Below are 23011 nucleotides of genomic sequence, written 5' to 3'. Positions count from 1 at the left end.
CTCTCCCCCGGGCCGGTTCACAGGGGTTCGACGCCGGCCGGGAGGGTGCGGTCGGCGGCGGCCCTGCGCAGGTATTCGTGCAGGGTCTGGCGCAGCGCCTGGGCGGCGTGGGTCGGCACCACGCCCCGGCGCCAGGCCAGCGCGATCGTGCGCCGGATGCCTGGTGCGGCCAGCGGGGTGGCGTGCAGTTGGGGCCGGCCGGCGACGACGATGCCGGGCACCAGGGCGACGCCGAGGCCGGCCTCGACGAAACTGAGCACGGCGTCCATCTCGCCGCCCTCGACGGCGAACCGCGGGGTGAACCCGGCGTTGCGGCACGCCTCCAGGGTCGCGTCGCGCAGGTCGTATCCGGTGCGGAACATGACCAGCGGCTGGTGGCGCAGCGCGATCAGGTCGACCGGACCCTCCGGTGCCACGCCGAACAGCGGGCCGACCGACGCGACCACGAGGTTCTCCCGCAGGATCGGTTCGGCGGTCAGGGTCGGGTCGGTGCCCTGGCCGGGCAGGATGATCAGGGCCAGGTCGAGTCCGCCCTGGGTGAGTTCGCGTACGAGGTCCTGCGAGCCCCCTTCCTCGACGTGCAGGTCGATGGTGGGGTGGGCGGCCCGGAACCGGCTGAGCACCTGCGGGGCGAGCGACGAGCACAGGCTGGGCGTGGCGCCGAGGCGTACCCGGCCGCGCCGCAGGCCAACGAGTTCCTGGACCTCGCGCCGGGCGGTGTCGACGTCGGCCAGGATCCGGGCGGCCAGCGGCAGGAGGGCGTCGCCGGCGGCGGTGAGGGTGACGTTGCCGCGTACGCGTTCGAACAGGGGGGCTCCGAGCTCGGCTTCCAGGCTGTGAATCTGCTTACTTAAAGAAGGCTGAGTGATCCCGACGCTCTCGGCCGCCTGGGTGAAATGTCGGTGTTTGGCCACAGCCAGGAAGTACTTGAGCTGTTGGAGCTGCATACCGATAGCCTATGGCTATCGTCGCTGCGGCTGCGATGCATTGGACGACTGGATCAGGCGGTCCTTACGTTCGTGCCGTGGCAGTAGCGACCCGGTCGCCGATCCGCTCCAGCGTCGGCATGAAGGCCCTCATGGCGGTGACGGGCATCCTCTTGGTGCTCTTCCTCTTCGCCCACATGCTCGGCAACCTCAAGATCTTCGTGGGCCAGTCGTCGTTCGACGAGTACGCCCACTGGCTGCGCGGCATCGGCACCCCGATCCTGCCCGACACCTGGTTCCTGTGGATCCAGCGCTTCGGGCTGCTCGCCGCGGTGATCGGACACATCGTGGCGGCGACGGTGCTGGCCGTACGCGCCCGCAAGGCCCGCCCGGTCCGCTACGCCCACCGGCCCAAGGTGCAGGGCAGCTACGCGGCCCGCACCATGCGCTGGGGCGGCGTGATCATCGTCCTGTTCGTGGTCTACCACATCCTCGACCTGACCACCGGACACCTGAACCCGATCGGCGACAAGTCCGCCCCGTACGGCAACGTGGTCGCCGACTTCGCCCCGGACCGGTGGTACGTCACCGCCTTCTACACGCTGGCCATCCTCGCCCTCGGCTTCCACCTGCGGCACGGCATCTACAGCGCGCTGCGCACGCTCGGGCAGCAGACCGCGGACGGGGAACGCAACGCCCGGGTGATCGCCCTCGGCGTCGCGGTCGTTCTCTGCGTCGGCTACCTGACGGTGCCGTTCGCCGTACTCACCGGATTGGTGTCCTGAGCCATGACCGAACTGTTCACGGTCGGCGACCCGATCGCCGACACCAAGGCGCCGGACGGCCCGGTCGAGACCCGGTGGGACCGGCGGCGGTTCTCCGCGAAGCTGGTCAACCCGGCCAACAAGCGCAAGCTGTCGGTGATCGTGGTCGGCACCGGCCTGGCCGGTGGCTCCGCCGCCGCGACCCTGGGTGAGCTGGGCTACCGGGTCCGGTCCTACTGCTACCAGGACAGCCCGCGCCGGGCGCACTCGATCGCCGCGCAGGGCGGCATCAACGCCGCGAAGAACTACCGCAACGACGGCGACTCGGTGCACCGGCTCTTCTACGACACCGTCAAGGGCGGCGACTTCCGCTCCCGGGAGTCGAACGTGCACCGGCTGGCCCAGGTCTCGGTGGAGATCATCGACCAGTGCGTGGCGCAGGGCGTGCCGTTCGCCCGCGAGTACGGCGGGCTGCTCGACACCCGCTCGTTCGGCGGCGCGCAGGTGTCGCGGACCTTCTACGCCCGCGGCCAGACCGGCCAGCAGTTGCTGCTCGGGGCCTACCAGGCGCTGGAGCGGCAGGTCGCGGCCGGCACGGTGGAGATGTTCACCCGGCACGAGATGCTGGAGCTGATCGTCGTCGACGGCCGGGCCCGCGGCATCGTGGTCCGCGACATGGTGACCGGCGAGATCAGCACCGACCTGGCCGACGCCGTCGTGCTCGCCTCCGGCGGCTACGGCAACGTGTTCTTCCTGTCGACCAACGCCAAGGGCTGCAACGTCACCGCCACCTGGCGGGCGCACCGCAAGGGCGCGCTGTTCGCCAACCCCTGCTACACCCAGATCCACCCGACCTGCATCCCGGTCTCCGGCGACCACCAGTCGAAGCTGACCCTGATGAGCGAGTCGCTGCGCAACGACGGCCGGGTGTGGGTGCCGAAGAAGGCCGGCGACGACCGGGCCGCCGCCGACATCCCCGAGGACGAGCGCGACTACTACCTGGAGCGGATCTACCCGGCCTTCGGCAACCTGGTCCCCCGCGACATCGCCTCCCGGGCGGCGAAGAACGTCTGCGACGAGGGGCGCGGGGTCGGCCCCGGCGGGCTCGGCGTCTACCTCGACTTCGCCGACGCCATCGGCCGGCTCGGCCGCAAGGCCGTCGAGGCCAAGTACGGCAACCTGTTCGAGATGTACGAGCGGATCACCGGCGAGGACCCGTACACGGTTCCGATGCGGATCTACCCGGCCGTGCACTACACGATGGGCGGCCTCTGGGTCGACTACGACCTCCAGTCGACGATCCCCGGCCTGTTCGTGATCGGCGAGGCCAACTTCTCCGACCACGGCGCCAACCGGCTCGGCGCCTCGGCCCTGATGCAGGGCCTGGCCGACGGCTACTTCGTGCTGCCGAACACGATCGGCGACTACCTGGCCGCCGGGCCGTTCGAGCGGCTCGCCGCCGACGACCCCGAGGTCGCCGCGGCCCGTACGGCGGTCGAGGACCGGATCGCCAGGCTCCTCGCCGTGAACGGCGACCGTACGGTCGACTCGTTCCACCGCGAGCTGGGCCGGATCATGTGGGAATACTGCGGCATGGAGCGCACCGACGCCGGGCTGCGCAAGGCGATCGACCTGATCCGCGGGTTGCGCGAGGAGTTCTGGCAGCGGGTCCGGGTGCCCGGCGAAGGCGAAGGGCTCAACCAGGCGCTGGAGCGGGCCGGCCGGGTGGCCGACTTCTTCGAGTTGGCCGAGCTGATGTGCGTCGACGCGCTGCACCGCACCGAGTCGTGCGGCGGCCACTTCCGGGCCGAGAGCCAGACCCCGGAGGGCGAGGCCGAGCGGGACGACGAGAACTTCAGCTACGTCGCGGCCTGGGAGTTCACCGGCACCGGCGACGCGCCGGTGCTGCACAAGGAAGACCTGATCTTCGAGTACGTCCACCCGACGCAGCGGAGCTACAAGTGAAACTGACCCTGCGCATCTGGCGCCAGAACGGCCCCGAGGACAAGGGCCGGATGGTGTCCTACCAGCTCGACGACGTGTCGCCGGACATGTCGTTCCTGGAGATGCTCGACGTGCTCAACGAGCGGCTCACCCTCGACGGCGAGGAGCCGGTCGCCTTCGACCACGACTGCCGCGAGGGCATCTGCGGCATGTGCGGCATGGTGATCAACGGCGTGGCGCACGGGCCGGAGCGGGCCACCACGACCTGCCAGCTCCACATGCGGCACTTCAAGGACGGCGACACGATCGACATCGAACCGTGGCGGGCCCGGGCGTTCCCGGTGGTCAAGGACCTCGTCGTGGACCGCTCGGCGTTCGACTCGATCATCCAGGCCGGCGGGTACGTCTCCGCGCCCACCGGCAGCGCGCCCGACGCCCACGCCACCCCGGTGCCGAAGGCGAACGCGGACGCGGCGTTCGAGGCCGCGGCCTGCATCGGCTGCGGCGCGTGCGTGGCGGCCTGCCCGAACGGCTCGGGCATGCTCTTCACCGCCGCCAAGATCACCCACCTCGGGCTGCTGCCGCAGGGCCAGCCGGAGCGGTCGGCACGGGTGATCGACATGGTGGCCGCCCACGACGACGCCGGGTTCGGCGGCTGCACCAACGCCGGGGAGTGCACCACGGTCTGCCCGAAGGGCATCCCGCTGACCACCATCGGCCGGCTCAACCGGGACTTCCTCAAGGCGTCGGCGAAGCGTCCGGACAACGCGTAAACCGGCCGACCGGGCCGGTCGGGGCGGGCCGGTCGGCGGTTCGATCGGCCGCCGGTGGCGCGATACCGTTTCGGCTCCCGTGTTGATCACGGGCGGGATCGGGAGGTGGATCGGTGCGGGTCGTGGCCGAACGGGTGTTGCCGGCCGAGATCGCCGAGCAGGCCTGGCAGATCTACGCCGAGGCGTTCGAGGAGATGAAGATCCGGGCGGTGCAGCGGCACGTGCTCCACCGCCACGAGTTCGACGAGGTGATGACCGACGAGCGGGTGCGCAAGCTCCTCTACGTCGACCAGCGCCGGCCCGACCGGATCCGGGGCGTCGCCACCGTCACCGACGACCTGTCGGCGATCCCGTTGATCTCACCGGAGTACTTCGCGCACCACTGGCCGGACCTCTTCGCCGCGCGCCAGATCTGGTACGTCGGCTTTCTCGCCGTACACCCCGCCGCCCGGGGCACCGGCGCCTTCGCCCGGCTGACCCGGGAGATCTGGCGACCGGTGCTGGCCGCCGGCGGGATGGCCGTGGTCGACGTCTGCCGGCACAACGACGAGCTGGGCTTCCACCGGGCGATCCACCACGCGCTGGGTTCGCTGGGCGGCGGCGTACGCGCCGAACACATCGACGACCAGTCGTACTGGATCTACGAGGCGCCCGTGCCGTCCTGAACCGGTCCCCGCCATGCCGCCGCCGTCGGCGGGCCGGACGGCACGGTCGCCGGCGGCCCCGGTGACCGGGACGGCACGACCGGCGACCCCGGTGGGAGGGCCGGCAGCGTGGACCAGCGCTCCCCGAACCGGGCAGGGCCGATCGGGGCGCCCCACAGCAGCCCCTGCCCCATCACCACGCCGAGTTCGGCGAGGACACCCTGCTGGGTCGTCGTCTCCACGCCCTCGGCGACCACGGTGAGCCCGAGCGCACTGCTCATCGCCGTGACCGCCCGGACGATCTCCTCGTCCTGCGCGTTGACGCCCAGGCCCCGGACGAACGACCGGTCTATCTTGACGCCGGTGACCGGATGGCGCCGCAGGTAGCCCAGCGCGGAGTAGCCGGTGCCGAAGTCGTCGACGACGATGCGTACGCCGATCTCGCGCATCTGGCGCAGGACCTCGTCGGTCACCGCCGACGCGTCGATCATCACCGACTCGGTGATCTCCAGTACGACGACGTCGGGCGGGACGCCGTACTCGGTGAGCGTCGAGGCGAGCACGTCCGGCAGGTAGGGGTCACGAAGCTGGCGGGGCGAGACGTTGACGGACATCCAGAAGTCGTCGCCGACGGCGTCGGTACGCCGCCAGTCGGCAAGCTGCCGCACGCTCTCCCGCAGCACCCACCGACCGATCTTGGCGATCAGGCCGGTGTCCTCGGCGATCGGGATGAAGACACCCGGCGGGATCGCCCCGCGCGTCGGGTGGTTCCAGCGGATCAGCGCCTCGGCGCCGAGCAGCCCACCGGTACGCAGCTCGACGATCGGCTGGTAGGCCAGGTGCAACTGCGGCGACACCGCCGACCCGTCGGGGGTCTCGGCCGGCAGGGCCTTGCGCAGGTCGACCTCGATGTCGACCCGCTCCCGGACCCGCTGGTGCATCGACGAGTCGAACATCGTCCACTTGCCGGGGCCCTCGGACTTGGCCTGGTACATGGCGGTGTCGGCCTCGCGCATCAGGTCGTCGGCCGTGACCTCGGTGCCGGCGTCGACCGGCCGGCCGGCGATGCCGACGCTGGCGCTGATGACGACCTGGGCGAACGGCATCGACAGCGGCGCGCCGAAGCAGTCCAGGACCCGTTCGGCGAGCGCGACGGCGTCGTCCCGGCTGCCGACGTCGACCATCACGAACTCGTCGCCGCCGACCCTGGCGACGGTCGCCGGCACGGGCACGACCGTACGCAGCCGCCGGGCCACCTCGACGATCAACTGGTCGCCGGCGGCGTGCCCCCACGAGTCGTTGACCCGTTTGAAGCCGTCCAGGTCGAGATAGAAGACCCACACCATCGCCCCGGGCGGGGCCGGCGTGTGGAGCAGCCGACCGACGTGCTCGGGCAGCATCGTCCGGTTGGGCAGCTGGGTGAGCGCGTCGTGGGTGGCCTGGTGCTGGTAGCGGTGCTGAGCGGCGGCGTACGCCGACACGGCCGACACGGCCCGCCCGAGCAGCAGGACGACCATGGCGACACCGCCGACCGCGATCACCACCCGCTGCAGCGCGCTCTTGTCGGGCAGCAGGACGGTGAGCAGGAACGGCACGGCGAGCGCCGGCACGATCAGCAGCAGCCGCGGCCACGACCACGCCTGCACCGGCAGCGGGGTGGCCCGCCCGAGTTCGACCATCGACGGGTGCAGGGCGGCCGCGCCGATGAACGCGAAGCTGAACAGGAACGGCAGGTCGAGCAGGGGCGACCCGGTCAGGTGACCGGTCCGGCCGATGATCGCGTACGCGACGTCGCCGATCAGGACGCCGGTCATCGTGGCGACCAGCAGCAGGTAGCTGGGCCGCCGGGCGGCGGTGGTGAACGCCAGGTTGACCACCAGCAGGACCAGCACCGTGTCGAAGAGCGGATAGACGCCGGCCAGCGCCGACACGACGGCGGACCGGTGCGCGATGCTCGCCGCGGGTACGGCGAACAGCAGGATCGACACGATGGCCATGCCGACGCAGACGATCAGCCCGTCGATGACCGCGTGCTTCTCGATGGCGCGCCGGGCGCGTAACAGGCCGGCGAGACTGAGCAGCATCAGGACGTATCCGGGCACGGTGAACATGTCGGCGGCCAGCTCGCTGACCCCGGTCCGGCCCGACGCCCACGGGCGCAGCAGTGCCCCCGCGGTGAAGACGACGATGGCGGCGGCCAGCAGCGTCCAGGGGTTGCGCAGTTCGGTGCGGTGCCAGCGGGGGCCGACGAGGAGCGCGACCACACCGGCGATGGCCACGACGATGAACGTCAGGCCGGACAGGACCGGGCTGACGTCGGCGACGTAGAGAACGGCGGCCAGAAGCCCGCCGACGACGTAGAGGCAGGCGGGCAGAGCCGAGGCGGCGGGGCTGTCCGACGGCGAAGCCGTACGCGGCATCGGCATCGCCCCCTGAACGGACACGTGTGCTGACTGATCGTCTGGCAGGGCCACACAGTATCAAGGCAAGCCGGAACCGGTGGGTGAAGATCCCCACCCGGCCCGTCGGCGCCGCCGGGCAGGTCACAGCACGAAGGCGTCGGTCCAGAGCTGACGGGAGCGCCCGGAGAGGGCGTCGAGCAGGGCGACCGCCTGCCTGTCGGTGAGCGCCGCGACGAAGTCGATGACCGCGCGGCCGCGGGCCCGGGCCCTCAGGTCCGGACCGCTCCCCCGGCCCGTACCGGCCGCGTCGACGCCGGCCGACGGCAACTCGGCCTCGGCCAGCTCGACCAGGTCGTGCAGCCGGCGCGGGAGCCGGGTCTCCTCGCCGGGGTCGAGGATCCAGGCGACCAGCGCCTCGACCAGGGTGGCCAGCAGCCGGGCCTGCCCACGCTGGTGCAGGGCCAGATCCGGACGTTCGAGCACGAACCGGTGGTGGACGAACTTGAGCACCTGCACCTCGTGCCACTGTGCCGCGTGCAGCAGGACGTGCCCGGACCGCATCGACGGCTCGGCGACCACCTCGATCGCGTCGACCAGCCGGCGGGTCCACCGGCTGGAGAACCCGGTGACGTACTGCTCGGCCGCGAGCGAGCCGTCGAAGGGGGCGGCGAGCAGCCCGTCGACCAGTTCGGCCCGGACGTGCTCGACGGCCGCCGCGAACGCCTCGTCGTCGCTGATCCAGCCGTCGCGGCGGTGCAGCCGGCGACGCAGCCGTTCGATGGCCGCGCCGGGCCGCCGGCCACCGGCGTCGAGTTCGCCGTCGGGCAGTTCACGCAGCCGGGTCGCCTCGCGCTGCCAGCCCATCAGCTCGCCGGCCACCGCCCCCTGCTGGAGCACGCCGACCCGGTGGAAGTCCTCCAGGTCGTGGATGGCGTACGCGATGTCGTCCGCGGTGTCCATGATCGACGCCTCGACGGTCTGCTGCCAGTCGGCGACCCGGCCGGCGAACGGGGCCCGGGCCTGGCGCAGGTCGTCGACCTCGGTCGTGTACGCGCCGAACTTCAGCGACCCGCTGCCCGGGTCGTCGGCCGGCGGGGTCGCCCCGCGCGGCGCCGGATCCAGGTCACGCGGGTGCGGATCTGGATGATCGTGGCGGGTCCACGGATACTTCAGGATCGCCGCGCGGACCGCGGCGGTCAGGTTCAGACCGATCGTCGCCGTCCCCCGGATCTCGGTGCTGGTGACGATCCGGTACGACTGCGCGTTGCCCTCGAACCCGTCCGGCAGGCCGAGCCGCTGGCGGGCCAGCCGGTCCAGCACCTGCTCGCCGAGATGGCCGAACGGCGGGTGTCCGAGGTCGTGTGCCAGCGCCGCGGCCTCGACCACGTCCGGGTCGCAACCACCGAGCTTGTCCAGCAGGTCGCGGTAGCGGTCGTCGGCCGACAGCCGCTCGGCGACCGCCCGGCCGACCTGCGCGACCTTGAGGCTGTGCGTCAGCCGGTTGTGCACCAGCAGGCCGGACCCGCCCGGGCTGATGACCTGGGTCACCCCACCGAGCCGGGAGAAGAACGGCGAGCCGACGATCCGGTCGCGGTCGGCGCGGAACGGGCTCGCGGCCAGATCGCCGTACGCGGTGGCGCTGTCGCCGAACAGGCGCTGGGCGCGGGGATCGACGGGGTGGGTCATGAAGTCGACCGTACTCCCGACCGGTTCGGGCGCGCCGGGCCGGTCCTCGGCGTGCCGGGAGGGTCGGGTCGGACGGGGCGGTCCGGTCGTCGGTGGCGGAGCGGGATGGTCCGGTCGTGGGTGGCGGGGCGGGCCATCCGGTCGTCGGTGGCGGGCGGGACGGTCCGGTTGTCGGTGGCGGGCGGGGCGGGGTTGGGCCTCCGGACGACCGATGTGCGGCCGCCGCAGGCATGGATTGCTGTCGCGGCCCACAGCGAATTCGGCGTATCCACAGCGATTTCGCTGTGAGCCCGGACGGCTACACCCGTCCGAACTCCGCGGCGAATCCGGACTGACCATCAGTAACGGGCATGAGCCGGTCACCGCTTCTCCTTGATCGCGTCCCTCCTGGTCGCGACACCCCGGCCCGGCACCCCGCACCCGGCGACCGGGGGCCGCCGGCCCGCGTCATCGCGGCGGGGCCCGGGGGCGGGGACTCTACGGGGCCGGCCGCCGGGCCAGCCACTCGGCGAAGGTCTGGGTGCCGTGCTCGGCGGCCGGGCCGGCGACGAGCGCGCCGTCGCGCATCGCCCGGCCGAACGCGCCGGGCAGCGGGAACTGGATCACCGGGCCGCGCGCGCCGACGGAGCGTGCGTAGGCCCGGACCAGGTCGGCCATCATCTCCTCGCGTGGCCCGCCGAGGTCGGTGGCCCGGCCGACCGGTTCACCCTCGGCGAGGTCGACGAGTCGTTGCGCGACCTCCCGGGCGGCGACCGGCTGTGACCTCATCGTCGGGATGAGCGTGAGCGGGCCGAATCTGAGCTGCCGGTAGATCTGGGTCGCGAACTCGTGGAACTGCGTCGCGCGCAGGATCGTCCAGGGCTGTCCGCCGTTCGCCACCAACCGCTCCTGGGCGACCTTTCCGGCGTAGTAGCCGAACGGGGCCCGGTCGATGCCGACGATCGACAGCACGAGGAGGTGCCGTACCCCGGCGGTGAGCAGGTTCGTGGTCACGGCCCGGAAGAACCTTTCCGCCACCTCGGCGGAGCGGGTCGACACCGAGGTCACGTCGACGACCGCCCGTACGCCGCCGAGCGTGGCCGCCAGGCCGGTGCCGGCGACGAGGTCGACGCCGGTGGAGCGGGCGAGCACGACCGCTTCGTGCCCTCGTTCCCGCAGGACGTCGACGACGTGCCGTCCGACGGCGCCGGTTCCTCCGGCGACTGCGATCCTCATCCGTGTCTCTCCCGCCTGTGCTGGGTGCGGTTGCCGTCATGGAGGACGGGACAGCACCGACGGATGTGACGGACCGGTTGTGGACGGCTGCCGGCGTCAGGTGGCGGGGTGGGTGAGGTGGTGCGGGTATTCACCGATCTGTTCCGGCCGGCCGGCCGGGCCGAAGTGCCAGCCCTGGGCCAGGTCGCTGCCGAGGGTGGCGAGCCGCTCGGCCTGCTCGGCGGTCTCGACGCCCTCGGCGGTAACGCTCATGCCGAGCATGTGGGCGAGGCGTACGACGGTCTCCACGATCTGCTCGTCGACCCGGTCGGGGGTCGGCAGCCGCATGCCGGCCATGAACGCGCCGGCCAGCTTCAGCCCGTGCACGGGCAGGTGGCGCAGGTGGGCCAGGTTCGAGTAGCCGGTGCCGAAGTCGTCGATGACGATCCGTACGCCCATGTCGGCGATGGCCTGGAGGGTGGCGACGGGCCGGTCGTACGACTGCATCACCGCGCTCTCGGTGATCTCCAGTTGCAGTGCCTGCGGGGGCAGCCCGCTGTCGCGCAGTGCCCGGGCCACCTCGTCGGCGAGGTCGGGTTCGGTGAACTGGCGCATGGAGACGTTGACGCTGACGAACCGGGGTGGGCCGCCGTCCTGCCAGCGGGCGGCGTCGGCGCACGCCTGGCGCAGCACCCAGCGGCCGAGCGCGACGATCACCCCGGACTGCTCGGCAACCGGGATGAAGGTGTTGGGCGACAGCCGGCCCAGCTCGGGGTGGTGCCAGCGCAGCAGTGCCTCGGCACCGCGCAGCCGGTGGTCGGTCAGCGAGACGATCGGCTGGTATTCGAGCTGGAACTCGCCGCGGCGCAGTGCCTCGGGCAGCCGGCCGGCGAGGTCGTAGCGGCGCATCTGGGCGGCGTTGCGGTCCGGGTCGAACAGCGCCCACCGGCCCCGCCCGTCGGCCTTGGCCAGGTAGAGGGTGGCGTCGGCGGCCCGCAGCACCTCCTGGAAGTCCTCGCCGTAGGCGGGCCGTTCGAGCACCCCGATGCTGGCCGACACGGTCAGCCGATGGCCCTCGACCTCGACCGGCGTGTCGAGCACCTCGAGGAGCTGCTCGGCGAGCGCGGTGACCTGGCCGGGGCCGTCGGTGTCGCGCAGCAGGACGACGAACTCGTCGCCGCCGACGCGTGCGATGACGTGGCCGGCGCCGGTGACCCGGTCGTGCAGCCGGCCGGCCACGGCGACCAGCAGTTGGTCGCCGATCCCGTGCCCGAGCGTGTCGTTGATGATCTTGAAGTCGTCGAGGTCGAGGAAACAGACGCCGACCCGACGGTCCGGGGTGGCGGCGGCGATGGTGTCCTTCAGCCACCGGTAGAGCAGGGTGCGGTTGGGCAGGCCGGTCAGCGGATCATGGTGGGCCTGGTGGTGCAGCTCGGTCTGCAGGCGGTGCCGGTCGGTCACGTCTTCGGCCATCGCCACCAGGTAGGCCGGCCGGCCGTCGTCGCCGTGGACCAGGGAGACCGACAGCGTCATCCAACCCGTCGTGCCGGCCGCGTCGACGAACCGCTTCTCCATCCGGACCAGGCGCCCGCCGGAACCGAGCAGCCGTTCGACGATCTCCTGCCGGATCGACGGCACGTCGTCGGGGTGGAAGAAGTCGAGCACCCGCCGGCCGACCAGCTCGGCGGCCGGGATGCCGAGCATCAGGGAGACGGCGGGGTTGGCCTCGACGAGCCGGCCGCGCAGGTCGGCGATGGCGATGGCCGTGCCGGCCGCGCTGAACACCGCCCGGAGCCGGGCCTCGCTGTCGCGCCGGGCGTGCTCGGCGGTGTCGACGGCCGCCAGCGCCGCCGCCCGGATCCGCTCCTGCCCCATCAGGGTGCGTTCCCGCTCCGCCGCGCAGAAGCCGGCCGACAGGCCGCCGAGCAGTTCGCCGAGCCGGACCTCCACCGCTCGTCCGGCCAGTCCGGCCTCGGCCGGGAGCCGGGCCAGCGTGGTGATCGAGTCGCGCAGCACCTCGGGGGCGGTGAGCCGGGCGCGGACGAGGGCGACGCCGACATCGTGCCCGACCCGCTCGTGCTCGGCCGGGGCGCGCAGCGCGCCGGCCATCCGCCGGACGAGTTCGTGCAGGAAGACGCGCAACTGGTCACCGTCGGGGGCCAGGTAGCCGCTGGCCCGCACCGCGGACACCCAGCGTTCCGTCAGGTCGGACAGATCCCGTCCGGCTGTCGTCTGGTCGCTTTCGGTGCCATGCACGCCATCACCGCCCTTTCGGCCGCACCTTAAACCAAACCGTCCACCCACGGGACCCCGCACCCCGCCTCTCCCGCCCACCCGCAGGCCCGCCCGCCGCCCGCCCGCCGCCGTCGCGCCGGCCCGGCCGCCACCCGCCCGCCACCCGCCCGCCGATCAAGGAGGAATCGTGGGGGGGTTATGTCCACTTTGGGCAGCCACGAGTCCTCGATCAACGCGGCGGTCGACGTCGGGCCGGTCACCCGTCCCCTGAGTACGATTCCTTTCCAGTCAACGCGAAAGGGCGGCAACTCTATGGGGACCGTCGACCGACCGGTCGTCGTCGGACTGGACAACGGTGGCAACAGCACGAACGCGACCGTCCTCGACGTGTCGGGCCGGTTCCTGGTCGACCGGCTGGTCGAGACACCGAGCCGGGTGCTGGAAGGGCCCGCCGCCGCGGTCGAGGCGATGGTGACGGCGATGGACGCCGCGCTCACCCTGACCGGGGTCGCCCGGGAGCGGGTCCTCGCGGTGGGCCTCGACACCCCCGGTCCGGCCAGCGCCGACGGGGTGATCAGCTCGAAGGGCTCCACCAACTTCTCGCAGCCACCGTGGCGGGGTTACGACATTCGTACGGCGCTGGCCGACCGGCTCGGCCTACCGGTGGTCTACAACAACGACGGCAACGCGGCCGCCCTCTACGCCCACCACGTGCACTTCGGCGCCGACGCCGGACAGCACTCGTCGATCTCGGCCATCGTCGGCACCGGACTGGGCGGCGGGGTGGTCGAGTCCGGCCGGGTGGTCCGGGGCGCGGCCGGGATGGCCGGCGAACTCGGGCACGTACACATCCCGCTGCACGGGCTGCTCGCCGAGGGGCAGCCGATCCCGACCTGCCGGTGCGGCTTCGCCGGCGACGTGGAGAGCGTCGCCTCGCTGACCGCGATCGAGCGCAACCTCCTGCCGTACTGGTTGGGTCGCTACCCGGACCACCCGCTGGCCGCCGCCGAGTCGCCGCGCGCCGCGGCCAAGCTCGTCCGCACGTACGGCGAACAGGGCGACGAACTGGCCCGCCGGGTCTTCGACCAGCAGGCGATGGCGCTCGGACGGCTGTTCACGATCGCGGCCAACTTCACCGACCCGAGCGTGTTCTTCGTCGGCGGCGGTGTGGTCGAGACGGATCCGGGGTTCCGGGAATGGTTCCTCGGCCGGATCCGGGAGCACACCCTGCTGCGTACCGAGCAGGCCGCGGCGTCGCACTTCGCCCTGGTTCCCGACCTCGACATGGCCGGCGCCCGCGGTTCGGCCATCGCCGCCCTGAACGTCCTCCCCCGCTGACCCACCCCACCCACCCCGTCTCGCATCCCGCCCACTCCCGCCCCGCCCTCGCCCGCCCTCGCCCGCCCCGCCCCGCCCTCGCCGATCAAGGGGATCCTCTTCGGAAAGCGGGCGGGCAACACCACAACTTCCCCTTGATCGGCGCTCACCCGACGCTCACCCGGCGCTCACCGGGCGCTCACCGGGCGCTCACCGGGCGCTCACCGGCGGCGGAGGCGCGGGAGGTGCCGCACAGCGTGGGGTGGGCCACGGGGGCCGACGCGCCGGGGTGGGCGCGCGACAAGCGGGGTCGGGCCCGGGCAGAATGCAGCGGCGAAGTCCACCGGAAAGGGACGGATCAGGATCGTGACTACGGCGGTTTACCAGCGGATCGCGCAGGAGCTCGGCGTACGCGAGCGGCAGGTGCAGGCGGCGGTCGACCTGCTCGACGGCGGCGCCACGGTGCCGTTCATCGCCCGCTACCGCAAGGAAGCGACCGAGATGCTCGACGACGCCCAGTTGCGGACCCTCGAGGAGCGGTTGCGCTACCTGCGGGAGATGGAGGAGCGTCGCAGCGCGATCCTCGAGTCGATCCGCGCCCAGGGCAAGCTCGACGACGCCCTCGAAGCGTCGATCATGGCCGCCGACTCGAAGGCCCGGCTGGAGGACATCTACCTGCCGTACAAGCCGAAGCGGCGGACGAAGGCGCAGATCGCCCGCGAGGCCGGGCTGGAGCCGCTGGCCGACGGGCTGCTCGCCGACCCCACCGTCGACCCGAAGGTCGCCGCCGAGAAGTACGTCGACGCCGACCGGGGCGTCGCCGACGCCGTCGCCGCGCTGGACGGGGCCCGGGCGATCCTGGTCGAGCGCTTCGCCGAGGACGCCGACCTGATCGGCGGGCTGCGCGAGCAGATGTGGTCGCGGGGCCGGGTCACCTCTGCCGTACGCGACGGCAAGCAGGACGAGGGCGCCAAGTTCTCCGACTACTTCGAGTTCGCCGAGCCGTTCACGAAGCTGCCGTCGCACCGGGTCCTGGCCCTGTTCCGGGGCGAGAAGGAGGGCGTGCTCGACCTGTCGCTGGAGCCGGACGAGCAGCCCGCCGACCCGACCGCCCCGGTGACGCCGAGTGACTACGAGCGGCGGATCGCCCACCGGTTCGGCATCGCCGACCAGGGCCGTCCCGGCGACCGGTGGCTCGCCGACACGGTCCGCTGGGCGTGGCGCACCCGGATTCTCGTACACCTCGGGGTCGACCTGCGGACCCGGCTGTGGCAGGCGGCCGAGGACGAGGCGGTCCGGGTCTTCGCCGCCAATCTGCGCGACCTGCTGCTCGCCGCGCCGGCCGGGACCCGGCCGACGATGGGGCTCGACCCGGGATTCCGTACCGGGGTGAAGGTGGCGGTGATCGACGGCACCGGCAAGGTCGTCGCGACCGACACGATCTATCCGCACGAGCCGGCGCGGCGGTGGGACCAGTCGGTCGAGACGCTCGCCAAGCTGGCCGCCGCCCACCAGGTGGAACTCGTCGCGATCGGCAACGGGACCGCGTCCCGGGAGACCGACAAGCTCGCCGGTGACCTGATCAAGCGGCATCCGCAGCTCCGGCTGACCAAGGTCGTCGTGTCGGAGGCCGGCGCGTCGGTCTACTCCGCGTCGGCGTACGCCTCCCAGGAACTGCCCGGCCTCGACGTGTCGCTGCGCGGCGCGGTGTCGATCGCCCGGCGCCTGCAGGACCCGCTCGCCGAACTGGTGAAGATCGACCCGAAGTCGATCGGGGTCGGGCAGTACCAGCACGACCTGGCCGAGACCAAGCTGTCCCGGTCGCTCGACGCGGTGGTCGAAGACTGTGTCAACGGCGTCGGCGTCGACGTCAACACCGCGTCCGCGCCGCTGCTGAGCCGGGTCTCCGGGATCGCGCCCGGACTGGCCGAGAACATCGTCATGCACCGCGACACGAACGGGCCGTTCCGCAGCCGCAAGGCGCTGCGGGACGTACCCCGGCTCGGGCCGAAGGCGTTCGAGCAGTGCGCCGGCTTCCTGCGCATCCCCGGCGGCGACGACCCGCTCGACTCCTCCAGCGTGCACCCCGAGGCCTACCCGGTGGTCCGGCGCATCCTGGCCAGCACCGGCACCGACCTGGGCGCGCTGATCGGTAACAACTCGCTGCTGCGCGGACTGCGCCCGGAAGGGTTCGTCGACGACACGTTCGGTCTGCCGACCGTCACCGACATCCTGCGGGAACTGGAGAAGCCGGGCCGTGACCCGCGGCCGGCGTTCAAGACGGCGACGTTCGCCGACGGCGTGGAGAAGATCTCCGACCTGACGCCGGGGATGCTGCTGGAGGGGGTCGTCACGAACGTGGCGGCGTTCGGCGCGTTCGTCGACGTCGGGGTGCACCAGGACGGGCTGGTGCACGTGTCGGCGATGTCGAACACCTTCGTCAAGGACCCGCGCGACGTGGTCAAGCCCGGCGACATCGTACGGGTCAAGGTCGTCGACGTGGACATCGCGCGCAAGCGGATCGGGCTGACGCTGCGCCTCGACGACGACGTGACCGCCGGCCGGGGCGACCAGCGGTCCGGCGGCGGCCGTCGCGAGGGCGGCCAGCGCGGGGACGGCCCGCGCGGTGACGGCCAGCGCGGCGGGCAGCGCGGGGACGGCCAGCGCGGCGGCGGGCAGCGCGACGGGCGGCAGGGTGGTCGCGGCGGTTCCGGCGGCCGGGGTACGTCGGGCGGCTTCACCGGCGGCGGTGCGCTCGCCGACGCCCTGCGCCGCGCCGGCCTCGACAAGGGCCTGGGCGGGTCCGGGCGCTGATCAGCGCCCGCGGCGCGGGCCGGCTTGCCGTCGCGCGCCGCGGGCTGGCGTGCCACCGCGCGTTGATCAAGGAGAAAGCGTGCCCGTTCCGGGAGGCTTTGTCGCCCGACTTCTCCTTGATCAACGCGCAGACCCGGCACGTACGGCCGCGCGCCGACGCGTGCCCGTCGCGCACGCGGCCGCGCGTCCGACGCGTGCCGGGCGCGCGGGCTCAGCGGGCGGCGTGCATCAGTTCCGGGGAGGAACTGTCCAGCGGGACCGCCTGGGGCGGTACCAGGCCGAGTTGCACGCCCTGCCGGGGCAGGACCGAGCCGACCAGCCAGTCGGCGAGGACCCTGATCCGGTTCCCCGGCATCGACACCAGGTGGTAGCCCCGGGTCACCACCTTGGCGACCGGCCCGGACAGCGGCACCCCGAGCGGGTTGCCGGCCGCCTGCGTACCGCCGAGGTCGACCACGAAGCCGAGGTCGTGGTGCTTGTACGGGCGCCGCGCCCCCCGCCCGTACGAGGCGGCGATGTTGTCGGCGGCCAGCCGGCCCTGCCGTACGGCGTGCTGGGCGGTCATCGTGGTGATCTCGCCCGGCCGGGTCAGGTCCGGTACGGCGGCCGCGTCGCCGCAGGCGTACACCTCGGGGTGGCCGGGGACGTTGAGGTACTCGTCGACGACGAGCCGGCCCTTGGCGGTCGGCACGCCGAGGTCGGCGACCAGCGGGTCGGGGCGTACGCCGACGCACCAGATCAGTGAGCGGGTCGCGACGAATCCGCCGTCGGTGAGGCGTACGCCGTCGTGGGTGGCCTCGGCGACCGACGTACCCATGCGGACGTCGACGCCGCGGCGCCGCAGCACCCGGTCGGCGGTGCGGGACATCCGCTCGTCGAGTTCGGGCAGGACCCGCCCGGCGACGTCGAGCAGCAGCCAGCGCGGCGGGTTGCCGGCCAGGCCGGGCAGCCGGCGGGCGAGCGCGTCGGTGTAGAGGATGCCGTTGCCGGCGACCTCGGTGCCGGTGTAGCCGGCGCCGACGACGACGAAGGTGCGGCGGGCGTCGCGTTCGGCCGCGTCGGACGTCTCGGCCGCGAGTTCGACCTGCCGGGTCAGGTGGTCGCGCAGGAAGAGCGCCTCGGGGATGCCCCGGAAGCCGTGCGCGTGCTCGGTCAGGCCGGGGATCGGCAGCAGCTTGTTGACGCTGCCGGCGGCCAGCACCAGCCGGTCGTACGTCAGCTCGCGGGGCCCGCCGCCCGGTCCCCCGTACGTGACGCACCGCCGGCCGAGGTCGATCCGCTCGGCCTCGCCGAGGATCAGGCGTACCCCGGGCAGGGTGTCCACCAGCGACACGGTGACCCGGCGCGGCTCGAGCACCCCGGCGGCGACCTCCGGCAGCAGTGGGAGGTAGAGGAAGTAGTCGTGCGGGTTGACCAGCACGATCTCGGCGGCACCCCGGGCCAGGCGGGACAGCCGGCGGGCGGCGTGGTAGCCGGCGAACCCGGCTCCGATGATCACGATTCGTGGTCGGCTCATGCCTGGGTCTCCGATCGGTCGTCGGTGCCGCCGGATTCCCCGCCCGTCGGCGGACAAACCCGGCCGCCCGGTTTACCGTGCGTGCCGCGGGTATACCGCGCCGTCCGGACGGACGATCCGACAGCGGAGGGCGTGACATGGGCGAGGGCAAGAAGAAGCGGACGGACGACCGGGAACCGGCCGGTGAGCGCGACGAGCGGCAACTGTCCCCGGACTGGGCCGACGAGGCGGCCGAGGCCCGGACGGCGGACGACCCGAGGGCGCGGGCACCGCACGACCGGACCGGGACGCCGAGTACCGGCGCGGCCCGCTGACCGGCCGCGGTGACGGTTGTCGAGGCGCCGGCGCAGAGCCGGCTGCGGTTGCGTGACCGGTGCCTGGACCATTTCGCCGACGATCTGCTGACCAACGACCCCCGGCTGCGTGACCTGCGGGTCAACGTGACGTTCGACCGGGGGGTGGCGCACGTGACGGGCGCGGCGGACAGCCGTGCCCATCTCGCGATCCTGCGTGACCTGCTCGGCCGGTTCGAGGGCGTGTACGCCGTCTGGGACCGGGTCGCGGTCGCCGGGCGCGAGCCGGTGGTCCTCGACCTGGGGTGTGGGGACACCCTGCAACAGCCGGGCAGCCTCGGCATCGACTGGCGGCCGGGGCGTGGGGTCGCGGTGGTCGCGGACCTGGCGGCCGGGATCCCGGTACGCACCAACTCGGTCGACCGGATCTTCACCGTGCACGTCCTGGAGCACCTGACCGACTACCTGCCGCTGCTCGACGAGTGCCACCGGGTGCTGCGGCCGGACGGCGTGCTGCACGTGCTCGCGCCCTGGTGGCGGCATGTCAACGCGGTGGCGGACCCGACCCACGTACGGTACTTCGACCCGCAGACGATCAAAAGCATCTGCGAGCGGCGGGACGCGGCGTACCCGTGGCGGCCGCTGCACGCGGCGTGCGACGGCGCCACGGTCTTCGCCGACCTGTCGCCGGCCCGGCCCGGCGACGACACACCCGGCCCGGCGTTCCTCGCCCGCTTCTTCGACTGAGCCCGCCCGACCGGCCGGCCCTCGGCCGCAGCGGCCTCGGCCGTGCCGGCCCGGCCGTCGGCCCGTCATGATCCCGGTGATCAGGGGCTGGTGACGGCGGCACGCCGACGACACGCCCGACGTACTCCCTGATCACGCGGATCTAGGGCGGGTCAGCCGCTCAGGCCGGGGCGGCCGAACAGGACCGCGTAACCGGACGGGAGCTGGCCGAGCACGTCGTTGAGTTCGCCGCCGGTGACCGAGTCGGCGACGGTCGACAGCACCGCGCTCGCGTCCCACTCGGCGGTCATGTCGGTCGCGCCGGTCTCCTCCGCGACCCGCTCCAGGAACTCCCGGACGCTGAACTGCTCGGCGGCACCGGACCGGGCCTCGAACGGTGTCGCCGCCGCCCCGGGCAACTGGGCCCCGAGGTCGTGGGCCTCGCCCGGCGAGAGCCGCTGCGCCAGCACCCCGAGCACCGTCGTGGTGATCCGTTCGGCCTCGTCCCGGTCGACGTACTCGCCGCGTTCCCGGACGTCGGCCAGAAACTTGTCGTACCGCATTGCGTACCTCCCGGTCCGCGTTCGCGCCGGACTGCCCGGCCCGTCGGGCCGAACGGGTGGCCGGCCCGTCGAGCCCCACGGATACCCGGCGCGGCGGCGACGATTCCGGTTTGCCCGTACGGCGGCCCGGGAACTCGCCGCGTCCGGCAATCGTGGAGGAGCAGCCATGACTCAGACCGCACAGCGCGCGATCAATCTGCCCTCGGGTGACGCCGTTCCCGTTCTCGGCCTCGGCACGTGGGGAATGGCGGAGGACGTACGCCGCCGCGACGAGGAGGTCGCCGCCCTGCGGCTCGGGCTGGACCTGGGCATGCACATGATCGACACCGCCGAGCTCTACGCCGACGGCGCCGCCGAACAGCTGGTCGGCGAGGTCATCAGGGGCCGGCGGGACGAGGTCTTCATCGTCGACAAGGTGTCGCCGACGAACGCGAGCGCCACCGGCGCGGTCAACGCCTGCGAGCGCAGCCTGCGCCGGCTGGGTACCGACCGGATCGACCTGTTCCTGCTGCACTGGCGGGGCACGGTACCGCTGGAGGAGACGATCACCGCGATGACCACGCTGGTCACCGAGGGCCGGATCCGGCACTGGGGGGTCAGCAACTTCGACCTGCCCGACCTGGTGGAGCTGACCAGCCTGCCCGGCGGCACGGCGGTGGAGGCGAACCAGGTGCTCTACAACCTCGGCAACCGGGGCATCGAGTGGGAACTGCTGCCCAGGTGCCGGGAGGCGGGGCTGCCGGTGATGGCGTACTCGCCGCTGGGACGCGGCCGGGTGCTGGGCGACCCGGCCCTGCGCGAGGTGGCGATCCGGCACGACGCGAAGCCGGCGCAGGTGGCGCTGGCCTGGACGCTGCGCCAGGAAGGGGTGTGTGCGATCCCGAAGGCGAGCACGCCGGGCCACATCCGTGACCTGTGGGGGGCGTTCGACCTGCGGCTCACCGGCGACGACCTGACGATCCTGGACCGGGCGTTCCCGCCGCCGAACGGCCAGACCACGCTGGAGATGCTGTGAGCGTACGGTCGTCGGATGGACGACGAACGCGGGTGGCAGGAGCGGCGCAGGCTCGCCGTCGAGGCGCACGGGGCGGCGCTGGCCCGGGCCCGGGCGGCCGAGGAGGAGCGGGCGGCGGCCCTGATCGCCGGGTTCGTCGCCCGGGCACGTGACCGTGGCCTGGCCACGGCCGCGCTGACCGCCCGCTCGTACGGCGGTCGCGGCCGCTACCGGACCGGGCTGCGGGGCTGGTACCTGCGGGCCGACCTGGCGGTCGGCGAGGACGGCAACCTCTACCTGCTGACCGTCCCGGCCAGCCTGCGGGCCCGGTTGGTGGGTACGGCGCTACCGCCGTACCCACCACGGCTGGTGATCGGCGAGGGTGGCCGGGACGGCGAGTCGATCCCGCTGGAGGTGCTGCTGCACCGCCGGCTGGACGCCGACGGCTGACCGACGGGTCAGGCGCTCTTCACCTCGGTCGGGGTGTCCACCGCGCCGTGCACCGTCCCGGCCGCGCTGCTGAAGGCCACCAGGGAGAGCAGCAGTTCGCGCTGGGCCCGGCTGGGCATCCGGTCCAGCACCGCCTGGACCGCCTGGTAGCGGCGTTCCTTCAGTTCCTGGAGCAGCACCCGGGCGGACGCGGTCACCGAGAGCTGGACCTCGCGGCGGTCCCGGGGGTCGGGGGCGCGGCGCAGCATGCCGGTCGCCTCCAGCCGGTCGCAGAGCCGGCTCGCCGACGACGGCACGACGTCGAGCAGTTCGGCGAGCCGGTTGACGTTGGTGCCGGGCCGACTGCTGATGATGGACAGCACGCGGAGCTGGGTCGGCGACACCGTCGAGTCGTGGCTGGACCGTGCGGCGTCGAGCACAGCGATCAGCGACTCTGCGGCCGCCTCGACCGCGGCGGCGAGATTCGCAGATCGCTCCATGCCGTTGTCCTCTTGCCTTGGTCTAGCCCGTCCGATCCGGTTCGATCCTGCGTACGCCGCTACCCGCGGTATCGAGTTTCATACCATCCCAATCCAGACAGACGATGACGGCGTCGTCTTCGAGATCAGCATGTTCGTGGTAGGCGCGCAACTCGCGCATCACCGTACCAACCGCTTCGGTCGCCGGCTGCAGCCGAGTTCGACGGATGGCTCTGGCAAGGGCACTCTCGCCGTACGGGGCCCGGCCGCCGGGAGCGGCGGTGTAGACGCCGTCGCTGACGACCACCAGCCGGTCGTCCGGTTCGAGCTTGAACTCCTGCGCCTCGTAGCGGGTGTCGGCGAACATCCCCAGCGGGAGCTGCTGGTCGAGCCGGAGCAGTTCGACCTGCTGGCCGCGCATCAGCAGGGCGCGGGGCGAGCCGGCGTCGACGACCCGGACCCGGCCGGTCGGCAGGTCGACCTCGACGAGCAGGGTGGCGACGTGCCGGGTCCCGCGGTGTTCGGCGAAGACGGTGTCGGAGGCGAGTTCGGCCTGCTCGACCAGGCTGCCGCCGGACCGCCGGGCGTTGCGCATGGCGTTGACGGTCACCGCGGTCAGCAGCGACGCGGCCAGGCCGGCGCCGTATCCGTTGAGGACGGTGACGGTGAGCCGGTCGTCGGTCAGCGCCCAGTCGAAGTGGTCGCCGCCGACGGTGTACGCGGGTTCGAGCTGGCCCGCCAGCCGGTAGGCCGGATGTGTCTGGCCGCGGCCGGGCAGCAGGTCCCACTGCATCTCGGCGGCCATGGTGAGCCGTTCCCGGCGGCGGGCCCGGCGGTAGCGGTCGGTGTCGCGGTCGGCGGCCCGCAGCGCGACGGCGAGTTCGTCGGCGACCAGGCCGACCTCGTCGACGAGTTCGCCGTCGGGGGTGGCGGCGAAGTCGGTGACCAGCACCCCGATCCGCTCGCCCCAGGCGGTGACCGGAAGGTGGAGCCGTACGCCGCCGGCGGCCAGTTGCTCCACGACGGACCGCTGGCTGCCGAAGCAGCGTACGGCCGCGCTGGTCTCGGCCAGCGGGCCGTGGGCGGGGTGCGACTCGCCCAGCACCGGCCAGAGTCCGGAGATGCGGTAGTCGGCGACCAGCACGTCGGTCCGGGCTCCACCCAACCGGGTCCGGATGAATCCGTCGGCCACCTCGACCAGTTCATCCGGCGCGGCGGCCCGGAGAAGGGCCGCCACGGATCCGCGTGATTCCGGCATTTAATGGCTCTCCCGATCAATGTTTGCCACAGGGCAAGCATCATATGCGCAGAG

Annotated in this window: 19 protein-coding genes; 10 read left to right on the top strand and 9 right to left on the bottom strand. The window is 72.7% G+C overall.

Annotated elements, in window-relative coordinates; translation table 11 throughout:
- Nucleotides 1–17 precede the first annotated feature (17 nt).
- The gene (locus tag AB0M79_RS17275; protein ID WP_364214284.1) at nucleotides 18–953 is read right to left on the bottom strand and encodes a LysR substrate-binding domain-containing protein; all 936 of its coding nucleotides are present in this window, start codon (nucleotides 951–953) and stop codon (nucleotides 18–20) included.
- 113 nt (nucleotides 954–1066) lie between these two features.
- Here AB0M79_RS17275 and AB0M79_RS17270 point away from each other — a divergent pair, with 113 nt between their 5' ends.
- The 4 genes from AB0M79_RS17270 to AB0M79_RS17255 all read left to right on the top strand — a co-directional run bounded on the left by AB0M79_RS17270 (nucleotide 1067) and on the right by AB0M79_RS17255 (nucleotide 5072).
- The gene (locus AB0M79_RS17270; RefSeq protein ID WP_364214281.1) at nucleotides 1067–1711 is read left to right on the top strand and encodes a succinate dehydrogenase cytochrome b subunit; all 645 of its coding nucleotides are present in this window, start codon (nucleotides 1067–1069) and stop codon (nucleotides 1709–1711) included.
- Nucleotides 1712–1714: 3 nt separating this feature from the next.
- On the top strand, nucleotides 1715–3655 hold the full coding sequence (locus tag AB0M79_RS17265; RefSeq protein WP_364214124.1) for a fumarate reductase/succinate dehydrogenase flavoprotein subunit: 1941 nt from the start codon (nucleotides 1715–1717) through the stop codon (nucleotides 3653–3655).
- The gene (locus AB0M79_RS17260; RefSeq protein ID WP_364214121.1) at nucleotides 3652–4407 is read left to right on the top strand and encodes a succinate dehydrogenase/fumarate reductase iron-sulfur subunit; all 756 of its coding nucleotides are present in this window, start codon (nucleotides 3652–3654) and stop codon (nucleotides 4405–4407) included. Before AB0M79_RS17265 ends, AB0M79_RS17260 begins: the two co-directional genes overlap by 4 nt.
- A 113-nt stretch (nucleotides 4408–4520) precedes the next feature.
- Nucleotides 4521–5072 (top strand): hypothetical protein, encoded by a 552-nt coding sequence (locus AB0M79_RS17255; protein ID WP_364214119.1) that lies wholly within the window; start codon nucleotides 4521–4523, stop codon nucleotides 5070–5072.
- Here AB0M79_RS17255 and AB0M79_RS17250 read toward each other — a convergent pair.
- From AB0M79_RS17250 to AB0M79_RS17235, 4 genes are all read right to left on the bottom strand, one after another.
- Nucleotides 5048–7471 (bottom strand): EAL domain-containing protein, encoded by a 2424-nt coding sequence (locus AB0M79_RS17250; protein WP_364214116.1) that lies wholly within the window; start codon nucleotides 7469–7471, stop codon nucleotides 5048–5050. The two genes, AB0M79_RS17255 and AB0M79_RS17250, sit on opposite strands and share 25 nt — an antisense overlap.
- A 123-nt stretch (nucleotides 7472–7594) precedes the next feature.
- Nucleotides 7595–9139 carry a dGTP triphosphohydrolase gene (gene dgt / locus AB0M79_RS17245; RefSeq protein WP_364214113.1) on the bottom strand — a complete coding sequence of 515 codons (1545 nt, stop codon included), beginning with the start codon at nucleotides 9137–9139 and terminating at the stop codon, nucleotides 7595–7597.
- 477 nt (nucleotides 9140–9616) lie between these two features.
- The gene (locus AB0M79_RS17240) at nucleotides 9617–10354 is read right to left on the bottom strand and encodes an SDR family oxidoreductase (protein WP_364214110.1); all 738 of its coding nucleotides are present in this window, start codon (nucleotides 10352–10354) and stop codon (nucleotides 9617–9619) included.
- A gap of 96 nt (nucleotides 10355–10450) precedes the next feature.
- On the bottom strand, nucleotides 10451–12589 hold the full coding sequence (locus AB0M79_RS17235) for an EAL domain-containing protein (RefSeq protein WP_364214107.1): 2139 nt from the start codon (nucleotides 12587–12589) through the stop codon (nucleotides 10451–10453).
- A 291-nt stretch (nucleotides 12590–12880) separates the two neighbouring features.
- Between AB0M79_RS17235 and AB0M79_RS17230 the strand changes: the two genes are divergently transcribed.
- Complete coding sequence (locus tag AB0M79_RS17230) at nucleotides 12881–13906, top strand: ROK family protein (protein WP_364214104.1); 1026 nt, start codon at nucleotides 12881–12883, stop codon at nucleotides 13904–13906.
- A gap of 345 nt (nucleotides 13907–14251) precedes the next feature.
- Nucleotides 14252–16699, top strand: a complete 2448-nt coding sequence (locus tag AB0M79_RS17225) for a Tex family protein (RefSeq protein WP_364214101.1) — start codon at nucleotides 14252–14254, stop codon at nucleotides 16697–16699.
- 211 nt (nucleotides 16700–16910) lie between these two features.
- On the opposite strand, the gene AB0M79_RS17220 is transcribed toward AB0M79_RS17225, so the two are convergent.
- Nucleotides 16911–18215: an NAD(P)/FAD-dependent oxidoreductase gene (locus tag AB0M79_RS17220; protein WP_364214098.1), complete on the bottom strand. Its 1305-nt coding sequence runs from the start codon at nucleotides 18213–18215 to the stop codon at nucleotides 16911–16913.
- Nucleotides 18216–18352: 137 nt separating this feature from the next.
- Between AB0M79_RS17220 and AB0M79_RS17215 the strand changes: the two genes are divergently transcribed.
- Nucleotides 18353–18529 (top strand): hypothetical protein, encoded by a 177-nt coding sequence (locus tag AB0M79_RS17215; protein WP_357538001.1) that lies wholly within the window; start codon nucleotides 18353–18355, stop codon nucleotides 18527–18529.
- Between the two features lie 42 nt (nucleotides 18530–18571).
- Complete coding sequence (locus tag AB0M79_RS17210) at nucleotides 18572–19255, top strand: methyltransferase domain-containing protein (protein WP_364214278.1); 684 nt, start codon at nucleotides 18572–18574, stop codon at nucleotides 19253–19255.
- Between the two features lie 152 nt (nucleotides 19256–19407).
- Here the strand turns inward: AB0M79_RS17210 and AB0M79_RS17205 are convergent, their stop codons facing one another.
- Nucleotides 19408–19797: a DUF2267 domain-containing protein gene (locus tag AB0M79_RS17205; RefSeq protein WP_364214094.1), complete on the bottom strand. Its 390-nt coding sequence runs from the start codon at nucleotides 19795–19797 to the stop codon at nucleotides 19408–19410.
- A gap of 166 nt (nucleotides 19798–19963) precedes the next feature.
- On the opposite strand from AB0M79_RS17205, the gene AB0M79_RS17200 reads away from it, so the two are divergent.
- Nucleotides 19964–20812 (top strand): aldo/keto reductase, encoded by an 849-nt coding sequence (locus tag AB0M79_RS17200; protein WP_364214091.1) that lies wholly within the window; start codon nucleotides 19964–19966, stop codon nucleotides 20810–20812.
- A gap of 15 nt (nucleotides 20813–20827) precedes the next feature.
- On the top strand, nucleotides 20828–21241 hold the full coding sequence (locus AB0M79_RS17195) for a hypothetical protein (protein ID WP_364214089.1): 414 nt from the start codon (nucleotides 20828–20830) through the stop codon (nucleotides 21239–21241).
- Nucleotides 21242–21249: 8 nt separating this feature from the next.
- On the opposite strand, the gene AB0M79_RS17190 is transcribed toward AB0M79_RS17195, so the two are convergent.
- The gene (locus tag AB0M79_RS17190; protein WP_364214086.1) at nucleotides 21250–21720 is read right to left on the bottom strand and encodes a MarR family transcriptional regulator; all 471 of its coding nucleotides are present in this window, start codon (nucleotides 21718–21720) and stop codon (nucleotides 21250–21252) included.
- A gap of 22 nt (nucleotides 21721–21742) precedes the next feature.
- Nucleotides 21743–22957 (bottom strand): PP2C family protein-serine/threonine phosphatase, encoded by a 1215-nt coding sequence (locus tag AB0M79_RS17185; RefSeq protein WP_364214083.1) that lies wholly within the window; start codon nucleotides 22955–22957, stop codon nucleotides 21743–21745.
- Between the last annotated feature and the right edge of the window lie 54 nt (nucleotides 22958–23011).

The organism is Polymorphospora sp. NPDC051019 (assembly GCF_040683055.1).
Lineage (GTDB): Bacteria > Actinomycetota > Actinomycetes > Mycobacteriales > Micromonosporaceae > Polymorphospora > Polymorphospora lycopeni.
Note: the sequence above shows the minus strand (reverse complement) of the source record. Positions and strands in the feature narration are given on the sequence as shown.

Bases quoted from the DNA above. Each gene is read 5' to 3' on its own strand.
- AB0M79_RS17190 (WP_364214086.1), bottom strand. From the start codon at position 21,720: ATGGAGCGATCTGCGAATCTCGCCGCCGCGGTCGAGGCGGCCGCAGAG.
- AB0M79_RS17230 (WP_364214104.1), top strand. From the start codon at position 12,881: ATGGGGACCGTCGACCGACCGGTCGTCGTCGGACTGGACAACGGTGGC.
- AB0M79_RS17265 (WP_364214124.1), top strand. From the start codon at position 1,715: ATGACCGAACTGTTCACGGTCGGCGACCCGATCGCCGACACCAAGGCG.
- AB0M79_RS17205 (WP_364214094.1), bottom strand. From the start codon at position 19,797: ATGCGGTACGACAAGTTTCTGGCCGACGTCCGGGAACGCGGCGAGTAC.
- AB0M79_RS17215 (WP_357538001.1), top strand. From the start codon at position 18,353: ATGGGCGAGGGCAAGAAGAAGCGGACGGACGACCGGGAACCGGCCGGT.
- AB0M79_RS17270 (WP_364214281.1), top strand. From the start codon at position 1,067: ATGAAGGCCCTCATGGCGGTGACGGGCATCCTCTTGGTGCTCTTCCTC.
- AB0M79_RS17195 (WP_364214089.1), top strand. From the start codon at position 20,828: ATGGACGACGAACGCGGGTGGCAGGAGCGGCGCAGGCTCGCCGTCGAG.
- AB0M79_RS17220 (WP_364214098.1), bottom strand. From the start codon at position 18,215: ATGAGCCGACCACGAATCGTGATCATCGGAGCCGGGTTCGCCGGCTAC.
- AB0M79_RS17200 (WP_364214091.1), top strand. From the start codon at position 19,964: ATGACTCAGACCGCACAGCGCGCGATCAATCTGCCCTCGGGTGACGCC.
- AB0M79_RS17240 (WP_364214110.1), bottom strand. From the start codon at position 10,354: ATGAGGATCGCAGTCGCCGGAGGAACCGGCGCCGTCGGACGGCACGTC.
- AB0M79_RS17250 (WP_364214116.1), bottom strand. From the start codon at position 7,471: ATGCCGCGTACGGCTTCGCCGTCGGACAGCCCCGCCGCCTCGGCTCTG.
- dgt (WP_364214113.1), bottom strand. From the start codon at position 9,139: ATGACCCACCCCGTCGATCCCCGCGCCCAGCGCCTGTTCGGCGACAGC.
- AB0M79_RS17185 (WP_364214083.1), bottom strand. From the start codon at position 22,957: ATGCCGGAATCACGCGGATCCGTGGCGGCCCTTCTCCGGGCCGCCGCG.